Here is a 14,672-nt window from a genome sequence, read left to right as displayed (position 1 = left end):
TCTTAAAACGCACTAAACCCCAAGTTGTAATATACAGCTTGGGGTATTTTATCTAATTAACCATTAATTACATCATGACAACGATGGCATAATTCGCCTTCCATTTCATCTTCATCAAAGTAATTCCAGCAACGTGGACATTGATGTCCATTGAATTTTTCTGCTTTAATATAAGCACTATCAAATTCTTCTAAAGTAGTATCTTCTACTAAATTAACTTTAGCAACAATAAATAATTGTTTTAAATCATCAGCTAATTTTTCCATATCTTTATAATCATCTTTTAAAGAAATAGTTACTTTAGCTTCCATATTAGATTTAATTACTTTATCATTACGTAATTGTTCTAATGCTTTTAAAACATCTTTACGTAAATCTAAGAAACGTTTAAAGTATTCTTTTAAGCTTTCGCTATCTTCTAATTCAATTTTTTGATAAGCTGGTTCTAAGAATACTGATTCTGCTTTATTTTCATCACAATGGAAATGATCATGTAATTCTTCAGCAGTAAATACTAATACTGGTGAAATTAATTTCATCATGATTTTAGCGTGATAATATAATACCGTTTGAACTTGACGTCTTCTTAAACTATCAGCTTTTTCGATATAAAGAATATCTTTAGTAAAGTCCATATAGAATGAACTTAATAAGTTAGTGAAATAATTTAAGATCAATTGGTTTGCTTCTGCAAAATCAAAGTTTTCATAAGCATTATTATAACCATCAATTAAATCATTTAACTCTGCTAACATATAGCGATCTACTGGTGCTAAATCTTTAATAGCTACTAAATCATTTTCTTTAAAATCATTTAAATTTCCAAGAACGAAACGCATTGTATTTCTAATTTTACGATAGTTTTCAGAAATTTGTTTCATAATATCATTACTAATTCTAACATCTTGCTGATAAGCAACAGAAGTTGCCCAAAGTCTAACAATATCAGCACCAAATTGATTAACTAATTTAATTGGATCAACAGTATTACCTAATGATTTAGACATCTTGTTTCCTTTACCATCTAAAACAAATCCATGAGATAAAACTGTTTTATATGGTGCTTGACCATGAGCAGCCGTACCAACAATTAATGAAGAGTTAAACCAGCCACGATATTGGTCGCTTCCTTCAAAGTATAAATCAACTGGATAACGATAACCACGTTCAATCATACATCCAGTATGACTTGATCCTGAATCAAACCAAACATCCATGATATCTTTTTCTTTTTTAAAAATACCATTTGGTGAATGTTCATTTGTATATCCTGCAGGTAATAAATCTTTTTCATCACGTTCAAACCAGACATTTGAACCATATTTTCTAAATAAATCAGAAATATGTTTAAACACTTTTTCTTCCATGATTGGCGTACCATCTTCACAATAGATAATTGGAATTGGTACACCCCAAGATCTTTGACGAGAAATACACCAGTCACCACGTTCTTTGATCATATTATAAATACGAATATGACCCCATTCATTCAACCAGTTAACTTTATCAATTTCATTTAATAATTTATCTCTAATTTTATCTAATGAACAGAACCATTGATCAGTTGCTCTAAAGATAATTGGTTTTTTAGTTCTCCAGTCATGAGGATAACTATGTTTAATAAATTCAAGTTTTAATAAAACACCTAGTTCATCTAATTTTAAAGTTACTGTTTTATTAGCATCATCAACATATTGTCCTGCTAACCATTCACCGCATTCTTCCATCATGCAGCCATGTTCATCAACATTACAATAAGCTGGTAGACCATATTTTTGACCTACATAAAAGTCGTCAGCCCCAAAACCTGGCGCTGTATGAACGCATCCAGTACCGGCATCAGTTGTAACGTGGTCACCTAAAATAATTAATGATTCACGATCATATAAAGGATGTTGACAAGTAATCATTTCTAATTCACTACCTTTATAGTGTTTGATTACTTTATATTCAGTAATTTCAAATTTTTCCATTAATGAATCAACTAATTCATCTAAAACAATTAATTTACCTTTAGGTGTATCAACAACTGCATAATTGAAATTTTCATTTAAACAGATTGCTAAGTTGGCAGGAATTGTCCATGGTGTAGTTGTCCAGATTACAAAATAAGTATCATTATCTAAAATTCCTTTACCATCTTTAACTTGGAATTTTACATAAATAGTTGGACTTTTAATATCATGGTATTCGATTTCAGCTTCAGCTAATGCTGATTCACTAGATGGTGACCAGTATACTGGTTTTAAACCTTTAAAGATTAATCCATCCATAGCCATTTTAGCAAAAACATCGATTTGATTTGCTTCAAATTCAGGCATTAATGTTAAATATGGATGTTTATAATCTGCAAATGTCCCCATTCTAATTAATTGCTCTTTTTGTTTATCAACTTGCTGATAAGCATATTCTTTACATTTTTCTCTAAAATCAGCAGTTGACATTTCTTTACGATTTACCCCTAATTTTTGAATAGCATTTTCAATTGGTAAACCATGAGTATCCCAGCCTGGAATATATGGTGTATAAATTCCATTCATATTTTTATAACGAACAATTACGTCTTTAATAACTTTGTTCAACATATGTCCCATATGCATATTACCATTGGCATATGGTGGACCATCATGGAAAACAAATTCTTCATTTCCTTTGTTTTGTTCAAGTACTTTTTCATACATGTTTGCTTCTTGCCAACGTTCTACATACTTAGGTTCTTTTTTAGGAAGATTCCCTCGCATTTCAAAATCAGTTTTTGGCATCAATAAAGTGTCTTTGTAATTCATCTCTTTCTTTCCTCCAAATTAAACTAATAAAAAAAGTCCTTTTATACAAAAGGACGAATAAACCGCGGTACCACCTTAATTCGTGTTATCAAACTTAAACACGCACTTGAGATTTTAACGCAATCAACGGCGACCCCTACTAATTTCAAGGCGCTACTCCAGAGTGATTCATTATAATAATAGTTACTGATTTCCACCAGCCATCAGCTCTCTAGAAACATCTTACTATAAACTGTCTCTTTCATCGTATTTATCATTTTCTTCATCTTCGTTAATTAAATTAAAAACTTCAGAATTATCTATTGAATCCAAAATATCCTGAGACATTTTTTGCACTGAAGCTCTAAATCTAATTGCCTGATCTTTGAAATCGCTCATTTCACTTGATAGATTTCGAACATAATCTAATGATTCCTTTAAAATCATATTTGCATTTCGTTTAGCCTTATCAATTAATTCACTAGCTTCTTTTAAAGCTAAACGAGCAATTTCCTCATTAGTCTTTTCAGTTATATTGACACGATGTTGTAACAATGAGTTTTGTTCTTTAACACGATCTAATTCTTCAGTTAAACTAGCAACTTGTCTTTTTAAGTTTTCTATTTGTTTAAGATAATCATCAATCTTATAGTCAACTTCATGAACATTATAACCCATTAACTGCTTTTTAAAATCACTCATCGTATCAACTCCCTACTTATAAAAATACCCCTCAACAACATGATTATTCTGTTTTGTAAGTCGCTTAGTATCGACAAATTTAACCCTTCCATGCCGTCTTAACGATATTATATCACTATTATTACACAAATAATTTATTTCTTCAACTTCTTTATGATTAACTTTTACAAAACCTGAGCGAATATAGCTAACTGCCTTACTTCTAGGTAGACCATATATTGTAGCAACTACTTTATCTAAACGTAATGAAGAAACAATAAATGTTTTCATTACATATTGATGTTCGATGATAATTTTTTCATCACTTAAACTAGTTTTAACTTTACTACGTTTTATTTTGGTCAAATTATCTTTAACATATTCATATATTTTTTGATCCATCGCTACATAAAAATCATCTTGATATTCATAAATGTCACCAAATAACTCTCTTTTAACCCCTAATGACATCAATGCCCCTAAAATATCACGATGAGTTAATTTACCAAATGATTGGGCATATTTTATCTTTACTAAAGCAATTTCAAAATCTTGATCTTCAATTTCATAAAAGACTGGGGCAATAATCATTCTTTTCATTTCACTATTATCCATACCGCCAGCTTCTTTGACAATTAAATCTTCATTATTGCCAATTATTGAATAAACAATTGATTGATGATATGGGTTTAAAAATTTAGTTAAGATAAGTCTTTGTTTATATAAAGCTTGATCTCTATATTCCAAAACTTTTTTAACAAAGACTTCTTCACCTTTAAAATGTTCTAACACAACGAAAAAGTATTAGCTAGGCTAATACTTATTATTCATCGGCTTCTTCATCATCTAAATCAATTGTTCCAGAAACCCCAATATTTTTAGGAGTACATAAGAAAATTCTAGGTCCAATTCTTTGGATATCACCTTCAATTGCATAGATGACTCCACTTAAGAAATCGACAACTCGTTTAGACTGCTCTTTTTGCAAGCGATGTAAATTAACTACAGCTGCTTTTCTTAATTTTAAATAATTAGCAATATCTTGAGTTTCTGCAAAAGCTCGAGGCTCAAATAAGATTAATTGACTATCTTTATTAGCATTCAAAGCTTTAATTGCATCACTAGTTTTTGAAAACTTAGCTTGTTCAAACAAACTTGTTTTTGGTTCTGTATCAATTTCTACATCTTCATATTCTTCAACTTCGTCACCGTCTTCGTCAAAAAACCATTTCTTTACTTTTTGTCCGTATCCCATGAAGTATAAACCTCCTTAACTTATTTCTAGTCCATTATAACATAATATTTCATATCATTAAAGGATTATTAAATCAAGTTAAAAACAAAAGGAGCATTTTTTACTGGTCTATTGTAACTAAAATAACATCGCCACCAATACTAACTACACATTCAATGGGAATAACAATACAAGGAGCTTCTTTAAAAAAGCAAAGCAATTTTAAAAAGCTGCTTTTTTCAACAACGATTGCTTGAATTGTTCTAGTACACCAGTCAATTTCAATATCACTAATAAACCCAATTTTACAACCATTTACAACATTTACAACATCCTTTGACTGTAGTTTGACAAATCTCATTAAATCACCATTAAAATATATGCATTATTTAAGGTAATTATGTAGATTATTAAGCGCCTTTTTTTCGATTCGAGATACCTGCGCTTGAGAAATAAATAATTCTTTAGCAATTTCACTTTGCGATAACCCCTCAAAATAGCGCTGTTTAATAATCTTATTTTCTTTAGGACTTAAATGATCTATTGCATCATATAAATCAATATTTTGTTTAGTTCTTGATACATCTGTTTTTTCATCTTTTAAAGAATCAATCACTTTTAAATTATTACCATCATCATTTTTTACCTCTTCTTGTAAAGAAGAAATAGTATTAGTAGATAACAAAGCTTCAACAACTTCATTAGGTTTAATTGATAATTCCTTGGCTAGTTCATTAATAGTTGGTTCTCGTTGTAATTTAGCTAAATATTTATCTTTGATTTTCAATACTTTATAAGCTACATCTCTAATAGAACGAGAAATCTTAATTTGGTGGTTATCGCGTAAATATCGTTTCATCTCACCAACGATCAATGGAACAGCATAAGTTGAAAACTGCAGCTGATAACTGGTATTAAAGTTTTCAATCGCTTTTATTAATCCTACAATACCTACTTGAAATAAATCTTCTCCATTATCAACCCGTCCATAGAAACGTTTAGTCATTGATAATACTAATTTCATATTGTCATTTACTAGTTGTTCTTTAATTTTAGGATCTTTAGTCGCTTGATATTTATCTATCAAACGATAAGTTTCTTTAGTTGAAAGTTTTCTTTCTGGTTCATGATAACCATTTAAAATAATTTGAAAATTACTCATATTTGCCTTCTTTCAAACTTATTTTTAGCAAATATGACAAAATTATACTTATTTTATTTCATTATAATTTAATTTATTTCTTAATTTTTTTATAATTTTTTTCTCTAATCTAGAAATATATGACTGTGATATGCCCATCATTTTAGCAACATCTTTTTGTGTTAATTCGTCATAATTCATTAAACCATATCTAAACATTAAAATCTCTTTTTCTCGCTTTGATAAATCCTTAAACGCTTCATAAAACATTGCTTTTTGATCATTTTGTTCCAATTCATTTTTTACTAAATCTTCATCAGTACCAATGATATCAGATAATAATAATTCATTACCATCATAGTCAATATTTAAAGGCTCATCTAATGAAATTTCATGACGTAACTTATTATTCTTTCTTAAAAACATTAAAATTTCATTTTCAATACACCTCGATGCATAAGTCGCTAATTTTATATTTTTATCAGGTTTAAATGTGTTGATTGCTTTAACTAAACCTATTGTTCCAATACTAATTAAATCCTCAATACCACCATTTTGACTAGTATCATATCTTTTAGCTACATAAACAACTAGTCGTAAATTATGTTCAATCAATAAATCACGAGCTTTGCTATCACCTTTCATTAATCTTTCTAAAGCTTCTTTTTCTTCTCTTCCTTTTAATGGCGGCGGTAATATATCGTGACGGCCAACATAATAAAGATATTTTGTTTTATTGATTAATTTTAAAATAAATTTAATCATTATAATATTCCCCCCATTAGCACTTTATTTAAAAGACAATCATATTGAATATTAGCAATCATCCCAGCATAAATATCTTGTAACTTTTGATGATTAACCAGCAAATAATCTAATTTAATAACTTCAATTTCATCATTTCTTAAATCATCTAAATTAATAACATCAATTGTTTGATATTTCCCAATTATCTCTTGATTAATCAAAATCAAAGGAAATCCCTGATAATATACTTCATTACCACTATCTAAAAAACCTTTAATCAAATACTTATGATTTTGATACATAATTTCTAAATCATACAAATACTCATTAATTCGTACTTTTCTTTTTAAATAGATAATAAACAATATTTGCATTAAAACAGTAAACATAGCAACGATCAATAAACCAATCGCTCCAGCATCAATCGGTGTTATCAAAATACCATTATAAATAAAGGCATCTTTGATAATTGAACTGCAAAAATAAACTAATGAAAAATAAACAAAAATAAAAACTGGATAATACAAAAAAACCTGTTTGTGGTATAAAAATACAAATATTATGGCCCAGATAAATAAAATCAACCAGCCATAATAATCAAAATACAATAAAAAAATAACACTACTTAAATAAAAACTATGCTTCAAAACAATTCGATAAGATAATTCTTTATTTAGTAAAATAGCCATCATTTCTACCGCTAATAAAATTAACATGAAATTCACTAAATAAGTCAGTTCGATATATACCTCCATATTTTCACCCCTAACTATCATAGCAAACAAACAAGCAAAAATATGTCAAGAAAGGTGAATATAAAAAGCATATAAAAACAAAAAAAACGGAGCAAATACTCCGTTATTTAGATATTTTAATAGCTTTGATCACTGCATTTCGAAAACCATTTTCTTCTAAAGTTTCAACCCCTTTGATCGTAATACCACCAGGTGAGCAAACTTGATCTTTTAAAACACCCGGGTGTAAATTTGTTTCCTGTTGCATCGTTCCAGAACCGATTAATGTTTGGCTAGCTAATTGATAAGCCACATCTCTTGGCAGTCCTAAACTAACACCACCATCAGCCATCGCTTCAATAAACATATAGACAAAAGCTGGACCACAACCACTAATGCTACCACCAGCTTGCATTTGATATGATGGTAATATAGCAATTTGACCAATACTTGAAAACATTTCTTTAGCAAAAGTAAATTCTTCATCACTCAATGAATTTTCTTTTTCTAATAATGTCATTCCTTTTAAAACTAATGCTGGTGTATTAGGCATTACTGTTAAGTGTCTTGAAGATGGCAATAATAATTCATTATAGCGATCATTATTATATCCAGCAACAATTGAAATCATAGCTTTATTATGCAAATTTTCTTTGATTTTATTAATAACACTTTCAACAATATTTGGTTTAACAGCCATAATGACAATGTCTACCTGATTAACTAATTCCTGTTCACTAGTACAACCATTAATACCATAAGTTTTATTAACAGCATCTAATTTAGAATTATCGATATCAAAAGCATAAACCAAGTCACCACTTATAAAACCGCTTTTGATAATTCCTCCAGCTATTGCACTAGCCATATTTCCCATTCCAATAAATCCTATTTTTTTCATCACATTTCCTCCTATTTAAAAAATAAGCTAACGTTTGTTAGCTTATTAGATTCTTCTATTTTTTATAAATGCAGGTGGAAAATCTCCATCTTCATCATCATCTTCTTCATCTTCGTTAAAACGAGCAGATAAAGGCACTACATCTTCATCACTACGTTTTTTTAATACATTGCTACGAGGATCAAATTCATCAGCATTATCATCTTCAAAACCAGTAGCGATAATTGTAACGATGATTTCATCATCTAAGTTTTCATTAATAGCAATTCCTAAATATGTATTAATATCATTTCCCACTTCTTGAGAAATAGTTTCTAATGCGATATTGGCATCAAATAAAGAAATATTTGGTCCACCTGTTACGTTAATAATAGCATCTTTAGCCCCAGCAACAGATACTTCTAATAATGGTGAAGAAATAGCTCGCTTAGCAGCTTCTTTAGCTTTATCATCACCTGAAGACATACCGATACCAATTAAAGCATTACCACGATTTTTCATAACCGCAGAAACATCGGCAAAGTCAAGGTTAATAAATGCTGGTATAGCAATTAAGTCAGTGATTGTTTGAACCCCTTGACGTAATACATTATCAGCTTCTCTAAAAGCTTCCTGCATTGGACGACCACCAATTAATTGTAATAAACGGTCATTAGATACCGTAATAATAGAGTCTACATTAGCACGTAATTCTTCAATTCCGGCAATTGCTTGTTTCTTACGACGCATTCCTTCAAAAGTAAATGGTTTAGTAATAACCCCTACTGTCAAAGCTCCTAATTCACGAGCAATTTTAGCAAATACTGGGGCTGCTCCAGTTCCAGTTCCACCACCCATACCGGCAGCAATAAATACCATGTCAGCACCTTCTAATACTTGACGAATTTCATTTTCAGATTCTAAAGCAGCTTTTTTCCCTTTTTCAGGATCACCACCTGCTCCTAATCCTTTAGTTAAATCACGACCTAATTCAATTTTATTTTCAACTGGTGAACGTCGTAACACTTGTAAATCAGTATTTGCGACATAGAATTCAACACCTTCAACGCCTTCTTCTACCATGCGGTTAACAGCGTTATTTCCGCCACCACCAATACCAATTACTTTAATTCGTGCTACTTGTTCAAATCCTAATTCTTCACTCATGTCAACATTTCCTCTCTTTTTATATTAATCTTCACTAAAAAATGAATCTAATAGTTTAGATACTTTTTTTCCTTGGTTTTTTGGTGCTGATTTTGTTAGTCCTTTAAAGCGAATTGCCATAGTGTTAGAAATATCTGGTAACACTAACGATGGCTTATATGCACCAATAATATTCTTTCTTTCCATTAAATAATATACCATTCCAATGGCACCTACTAATGACATATCTCTAGCCCCAATTGTATCTGGTCGATATAAACGAACCGAACAATCTAAAACCTTACTGGCAATATCATCCAGCATTTCTAATTCGCCACCGCCTCCAACAATTAAAGCTTCATATTTATTAATATCTTCAATAACAGAAATTTTTTCTTTAATTTTATTCATTACTTCATACGCCGTTTCATTCAACAAGTCAGCAAGATCTTGTTGCGTATAATCACGATTACCATCTTTAGAATATGTAGTATGAATAATATCATTTTGTCCTTTAGTAACATCTAAAGAACCATATTTAACTTTATAAGCTTCTGCCTGATTCATAGATATTTGCATATTTTGAGCTACTTTTCTAGTAAAGTCATAACCACCTACTTGAACAACTGTTAAATATTGCAAATAACCATTTTTATAAAAAGACACTGTTGTTGTCTTATAACCCATGTCTATTAATAAAGCACCTTCTTGTAAATACACTGCATCAAAAGCTTCATTTGCACAAGCATAAGCATTAATTGTAATATCGAGTACTTCAATACCACATTTTTCTACTACTGAAATATATGGATATAATAATTCTTTACTAGTTGTAATAATTAGTGAATCAACGATTAAATTTCGTGACATTTCACCTAATGGAGCTTCTGTTGTTGCTCCTTTATCACTATGATAGCGAACTGGGATTATTGAAACTACTTCTTCATCTTTAGAACGTTTAAATTTAGAAGATAGTTTTAAAACCCTAACAATATCATCACTAGCAATCTTTGAACCATTTTCTGATAGGCTAATACTACTATCACTTTGATACAATTTTGCTTTTATAGTTGGAATTGTCAAAGCGACACTGGTAATTTTTGTTTCCAGGAATTGTTCCGCTTCTTCAATTAACTTTTTTATATCTTTGGCTAAGATACGATCATCTTCAATGATTCCTTTTTTAACACCGTGACTAGCAACGGTCTTAACAAAAAGGATATTTACATTAATGCTACTTATTTCGGCAACTAAAAACTTCAGTGTTGCACTTCCGATATCTAAAACAGCGTAAATATCTTTCATCACGTATCCCCTTTTCTTTGTATATATACAATATTAGCATAAAACAAGTAATTTTTAAACTCCTTTAAGCGCCCCATAGCAAAAAATTAATTATAAGCATAAACATATTTTCCACAAAAATCATAATATTTTTGATTTGGGAAACGTTCCATGATCAAAGAGTAATTATCATCAGCTAACTGACTAGCCATATCATCATATAAAACATATAAAATCTTACCATCATCCATAATAAATTCACAACGAGTATCTACTAAATTTTCTGGTGCATAACGAACATCAGAAATCTGATTTATTACTTGAGTTGGTAGTTTAGCAAACTCACTAGAAAACTCTTCAAAGCGTTCTTCATCGAAACCACTAATTTGCGGACATCTTTGAACAAAATTTACCAACGAACCAGTTTCATCTTTAATTACTCGTCCAGTTTGACTTATAACATGTAAAACACCATTGATCGTTGCTTGTCCTATTGGATCTGCTTCAACAACTTTTATTGTTACATCCCCAAAAAGATTTTTAGAAACAGTGGCACTTTTAATTAATGAAGTATCTTCAATTGCTTCTTTAGCCTCACTTAAATCAGCAAAAAAAGTAAAATCTTCATGTACCTTGATTTTAGAAGCAGCGATAATTTCTTCAGTACTTACTTTTTCATTACCAGTAACTGTAATCGTTTGAATCTTACTAAAATCACTAATAAAAAAAGCCACGATTAAAACAACGATCAAGCCTAAAGCTAAAATTCGACGTTTTCTCTTCTTCTTTTTCTCTTGTTTTTTTCGATAATAAGCTTTTACTTGTTCGTGATCATAGTTATTATAAATTATTCGCTGCTTTTGTTTTGCCATAATCTACTCCCAATTAACTAATTCTACTTCGCGTTTTAATCTTACATTAAACTTTTCATAAACTTTATCTTGTACTAGCATAATTAAATCATAAATATCTTTAGCACTAGCATAACCATTGTTTACAATAAAATTTGAATGTTTTGGAGAAACCTGAGCTCCTCCAATTTCATATCCTCTTAAACCACATTCATCGATATATTGCCATGCGGCTTTTTGTTCAGGATTTCTAAACACACTGCCAGCACTAGGCATATTCCATGGCTGTGTTGCCATTCTTCTTTCTTTACGTTTATCTAAAACCGCTTTAATTTCATTTGGATCTTTAGAAGTTAATTCAAACTCCGCTTCTAAAACCACTAATTGATGATTATCTTGACAAATTGAATGACGATATGAAAATTCCATTTGTTCTTTAGTATATGTTACTACTTGATGTTTTTCATTCAACAATGTAACACTTTTAACAACACTAGCTATATCATATTTATAAGCTCCGGCATTCATGTAGATTCCCCCACCAATTGCACCAGGAATTCCACCCATGAATTCAAAACCGCTTAAACCAATCTTAGCAGCTTGATAAGCCAAATTAATCATCAACACCCCAGATTGGGCTTTAACAATACAGCCATTAACACTTATCTTTGTGAAACATTCATTTAAAGAAATAATAATTCCTTCATATTCTTTATCAGAAAATAATAAGTTCGAACCACGGCCGATTACCTTATATTGTACTTGATTTTCATTGCAATATTCAATTGTTTTTATCAAACTTTCAGTATCTTTTACTTTTAAATAAATCCGCGCTGGTCCCCCAACTTTATAAGTAGTATGTTTGTACATCGGTTCATCTTCAATCATAGCCCCGACATCCATAGCTTCTAAGTCCTTTTTTATTTGAGAAAATTCCATTTCTATCTCCTACATTTCTTTAATTAATTGATAAATATCCTGACAAGCATTAGGCTTACCTAATGCCACGGCATTTTTCTTCATACTTTCCTGTAAAATCTGATTATTAATAATCTCATCTACTTTATTTACAAAATCTTTACTATTTAAATCAGCTTCTAAAATCATCATTGCGGCATCATTATCCGCTAACTCACGAGCATTATATTCTTGATGATTAGCCACAACATAAGGGCTAGGAATCAAGATAGAAGGAATACCAACAGCAGTAATTTCCGCTAATGTTGATGCCCCAGCTCTAGAAACAACTAAAGTTGTATTTTTCAACACTGAAGGCATATCATCAATATATGGAACCAGTTTAATGTTGTCATTAAGTTTACCTAACTGTTCTTCCATTTGCTGATAATATGGTTTTCCAGTAACATATAATACTTGATAGTCTTTATTTTCAAAAGCCTTTAGTGATTCTATCATCTTTTCGTTAACTGATTTTGAACCCAAAGAACCCATGACAATTGTTACTAATGGTTTATTAGGATCTAAATCATATTTTTTGAAAATATCTTTTGGTTCAATTTTAGCAATCACACTAGCTCGTGGATTACCTAATTTATATGTCTTTTCTTTAGGAAAAGATTCATATGCTTTATCATAACAACATACAATTCGATCAACATTTTTTACTAAGATCTTATTCGTTAAACCGATAATTGAATTTTGTTCATGAATCATCGTTTTATAACCTAGTCTTGCAGCTGCTTCAACGATGCTGGCACTAGGATAGCCACCAAAACCAATTACAATATCTGGTTTAAAGTTTTTAACTATTTTTTTAGCAGAAAAAATTGATTTTACAAAAATCAATGCTGCAATACCTTTCTTGATTGGATTACCAACTAATCCCCTTACATTTAACCCAATATAATCATATCCCATTTGAGGGACTACTTCAGATTCTAAACGATCTTTTGTCCCCACAAATAAAAACTGACTATCTGGTTCTACTTCTTTTATATATTCAACTAAAGCTAAAGCAGGATATAAATGACCTCCTGTTCCTCCAGCTCCAACGATTACTCTCATCTTCTCACCTCTAGTAGTAGTATACCATTAAAAAGTTGATTTTGAAATATTTAAAACAATTCCCATCGCAATTAATGTTATCGTAAGCGACGACCCGCCATATGACATTAACGGCAACGTTACACCTGTAACCGGAAATAATCCTACGACAACACCTAGATTAATCAATGTCTGAATCCCAATCATGGAAATAATACCAATCATTAAAAAACTACCAAATAAATCTTTTACTCGTATAGCCTGGTTAAATACCGTTATAAACAAATAACCATATAAACCAACTAATACAATTCCTCCTATTAAACCAAACTCTTCTAAAAAAATAGCAAAAATAAAATCAGTTTGGGGCTCAGGTAAATAAAAATGCTTTTGAATACTATTATTATACCCAACTCCTAAAATACCTCCAGGAGCAATTGCATATAAAGATTGAATTATTTGAAATCCGCTGCCTAAAGGATCAGCAAAAGGATTTAAAAAAGCCACGATTCTTTGTAAACGATATGGTGCCGAAATAATCATTATAATAATCCCAATTACCCCAATAATTCCTAACATCACAAAATATTTAAACGGAAACGGGCTAACAATCAACATAACAATAATTGAACAAACCATAACTACCCCACTACCAAAATCTGGCTGCAGCATAATTAAACCAAATCCTAGAAATAAAATAAACAATAATTTAAAACTAGCCTTTAATTTCTTTAATTCATGATAATGATTACTGATATAGTTAGCACCATAAATAATTATTGCAATCTTAAACAATTCCGAAGGCTGCAAAGAAATAATTCCCAAATTAAACCACGATCTAGAACCACCACGAACAGAACCAATTCCTGGAATCAATACTAATATCATCAACAAAAAGGTTCCAATCAAAAACTTATTAGTATATTTTTGATAAATATGATAATCAATTTTGGAAACAACAAACATTAAGATTATCCCAATAACAGCAAAAATAATTTGTCTTTTTATATAATACAAAGAATCATTATATTTATAACCAGCCCAAATATTAGAGGCACTATAAACCATCATTAGTCCAATTAAGACAATTGTTATTACAATAATCACAACTCTTTTTCTTTTCACACTTACCACCATTATAAGTATATGAACTGATTTTCTATAAATGTAAAAATAGTTATCATTTTAATATCATCGTTTCTATT

Annotated in this window: 15 protein-coding genes and 1 other annotated feature; all 15 genes read right to left on the bottom strand. The window is 30.2% G+C overall.

Features of this window, described 5'->3' with window-relative positions; genetic code table 11:
- Positions 1-56 precede the first annotated feature (56 nt).
- The 15 genes from ileS to ftsW all read right to left on the bottom strand — a co-directional run bounded on the left by ileS (position 57) and on the right by ftsW (position 14,592).
- Positions 57-2,786, bottom strand: coding sequence for an isoleucine--tRNA ligase (gene ileS, locus B5F09_RS01615; RefSeq protein WP_087299464.1), 2,730 nt, complete (start codon positions 2,784-2,786; stop codon positions 57-59).
- A gap of 46 nt (positions 2,787-2,832) precedes the next feature.
- Positions 2,833-3,040 (bottom strand) — a binding site (T-box leader).
- Positions 3,012-3,467 carry a DivIVA domain-containing protein gene (locus tag B5F09_RS01610; RefSeq protein ID WP_087370878.1) on the bottom strand — a complete coding sequence of 152 codons (456 nt, stop codon included), beginning with the start codon at positions 3,465-3,467 and terminating at the stop codon, positions 3,012-3,014. It overlaps the preceding feature by 29 nt.
- A 12-nt stretch (positions 3,468-3,479) precedes the next feature.
- A complete protein-coding gene (locus tag B5F09_RS01605) occupies positions 3,480-4,238 on the bottom strand; it encodes an RNA-binding protein (RefSeq protein ID WP_087370876.1) in 759 nt (252 codons plus the stop codon).
- A gap of 31 nt (positions 4,239-4,269) precedes the next feature.
- Entirely contained in the window at positions 4,270-4,701 is a 432-nt protein-coding gene (locus tag B5F09_RS01600) for a cell division protein SepF (protein ID WP_087299458.1), read from the bottom strand.
- Between the two features lie 100 nt (positions 4,702-4,801).
- Complete coding sequence (locus B5F09_RS01595) at positions 4,802-5,041, bottom strand: YlmC/YmxH family sporulation protein (protein WP_087299456.1); 240 nt, start codon at positions 5,039-5,041, stop codon at positions 4,802-4,804.
- 24 nt (positions 5,042-5,065) lie between these two features.
- The gene (locus B5F09_RS01590; protein WP_087299454.1) at positions 5,066-5,842 is read right to left on the bottom strand and encodes a SigB/SigF/SigG family RNA polymerase sigma factor; all 777 of its coding nucleotides are present in this window, start codon (positions 5,840-5,842) and stop codon (positions 5,066-5,068) included.
- Positions 5,843-5,890: 48 nt separating this feature from the next.
- Entirely contained in the window at positions 5,891-6,586 is a 696-nt protein-coding gene (gene sigE / locus B5F09_RS01585; protein WP_087299452.1) for an RNA polymerase sporulation sigma factor SigE, read from the bottom strand.
- Entirely contained in the window at positions 6,586-7,323 is a 738-nt protein-coding gene (locus B5F09_RS01580; protein ID WP_087370873.1) for a sigma-E processing peptidase SpoIIGA, read from the bottom strand. Before B5F09_RS01580 ends, sigE begins: the two co-directional genes overlap by 1 nt.
- 103 nt (positions 7,324-7,426) lie before the next feature.
- Positions 7,427-8,203 carry a pyrroline-5-carboxylate reductase gene (gene proC, locus B5F09_RS01575; protein WP_087370870.1) on the bottom strand — a complete coding sequence of 259 codons (777 nt, stop codon included), beginning with the start codon at positions 8,201-8,203 and terminating at the stop codon, positions 7,427-7,429.
- A gap of 45 nt (positions 8,204-8,248) precedes the next feature.
- On the bottom strand, positions 8,249-9,349 hold the full coding sequence (gene ftsZ, locus B5F09_RS01570) for a cell division protein FtsZ (RefSeq protein WP_087370867.1): 1,101 nt from the start codon (positions 9,347-9,349) through the stop codon (positions 8,249-8,251).
- Positions 9,350-9,373: 24 nt separating this feature from the next.
- Positions 9,374-10,633, bottom strand: a complete 1,260-nt coding sequence (gene ftsA, locus B5F09_RS01565; RefSeq protein ID WP_087370864.1) for a cell division protein FtsA — start codon at positions 10,631-10,633, stop codon at positions 9,374-9,376.
- A gap of 86 nt (positions 10,634-10,719) precedes the next feature.
- A complete protein-coding gene (locus B5F09_RS01560) occupies positions 10,720-11,484 on the bottom strand; it encodes a cell division protein FtsQ/DivIB (RefSeq protein WP_087370863.1) in 765 nt (254 codons plus the stop codon).
- A 3-nt stretch (positions 11,485-11,487) separates the two neighbouring features.
- Positions 11,488-12,402 (bottom strand): UDP-N-acetylmuramate dehydrogenase, encoded by a 915-nt coding sequence (murB, locus tag B5F09_RS01555; protein WP_087370859.1) that lies wholly within the window; start codon positions 12,400-12,402, stop codon positions 11,488-11,490.
- 9 nt (positions 12,403-12,411) lie between these two features.
- The gene (murG, locus tag B5F09_RS01550) at positions 12,412-13,488 is read right to left on the bottom strand and encodes an undecaprenyldiphospho-muramoylpentapeptide beta-N-acetylglucosaminyltransferase (protein ID WP_087370856.1); all 1,077 of its coding nucleotides are present in this window, start codon (positions 13,486-13,488) and stop codon (positions 12,412-12,414) included.
- A 27-nt stretch (positions 13,489-13,515) separates the two neighbouring features.
- Positions 13,516-14,592, bottom strand: a complete 1,077-nt coding sequence (gene ftsW, locus B5F09_RS01545) for a putative lipid II flippase FtsW (RefSeq protein ID WP_087370853.1) — start codon at positions 14,590-14,592, stop codon at positions 13,516-13,518.
- Between the last annotated feature and the right edge of the window lie 80 nt (positions 14,593-14,672).

The sequence above is a fragment of the Erysipelatoclostridium sp. An173 genome, from assembly GCF_002160495.1.
Taxonomy (GTDB): Bacteria; Bacillota_I; Bacilli_A; order Erysipelotrichales; family Coprobacillaceae; genus Thomasclavelia; species Thomasclavelia merdavium.
Note: the sequence above shows the minus strand (reverse complement) of the source record. Positions and strands in the feature narration are given on the sequence as shown.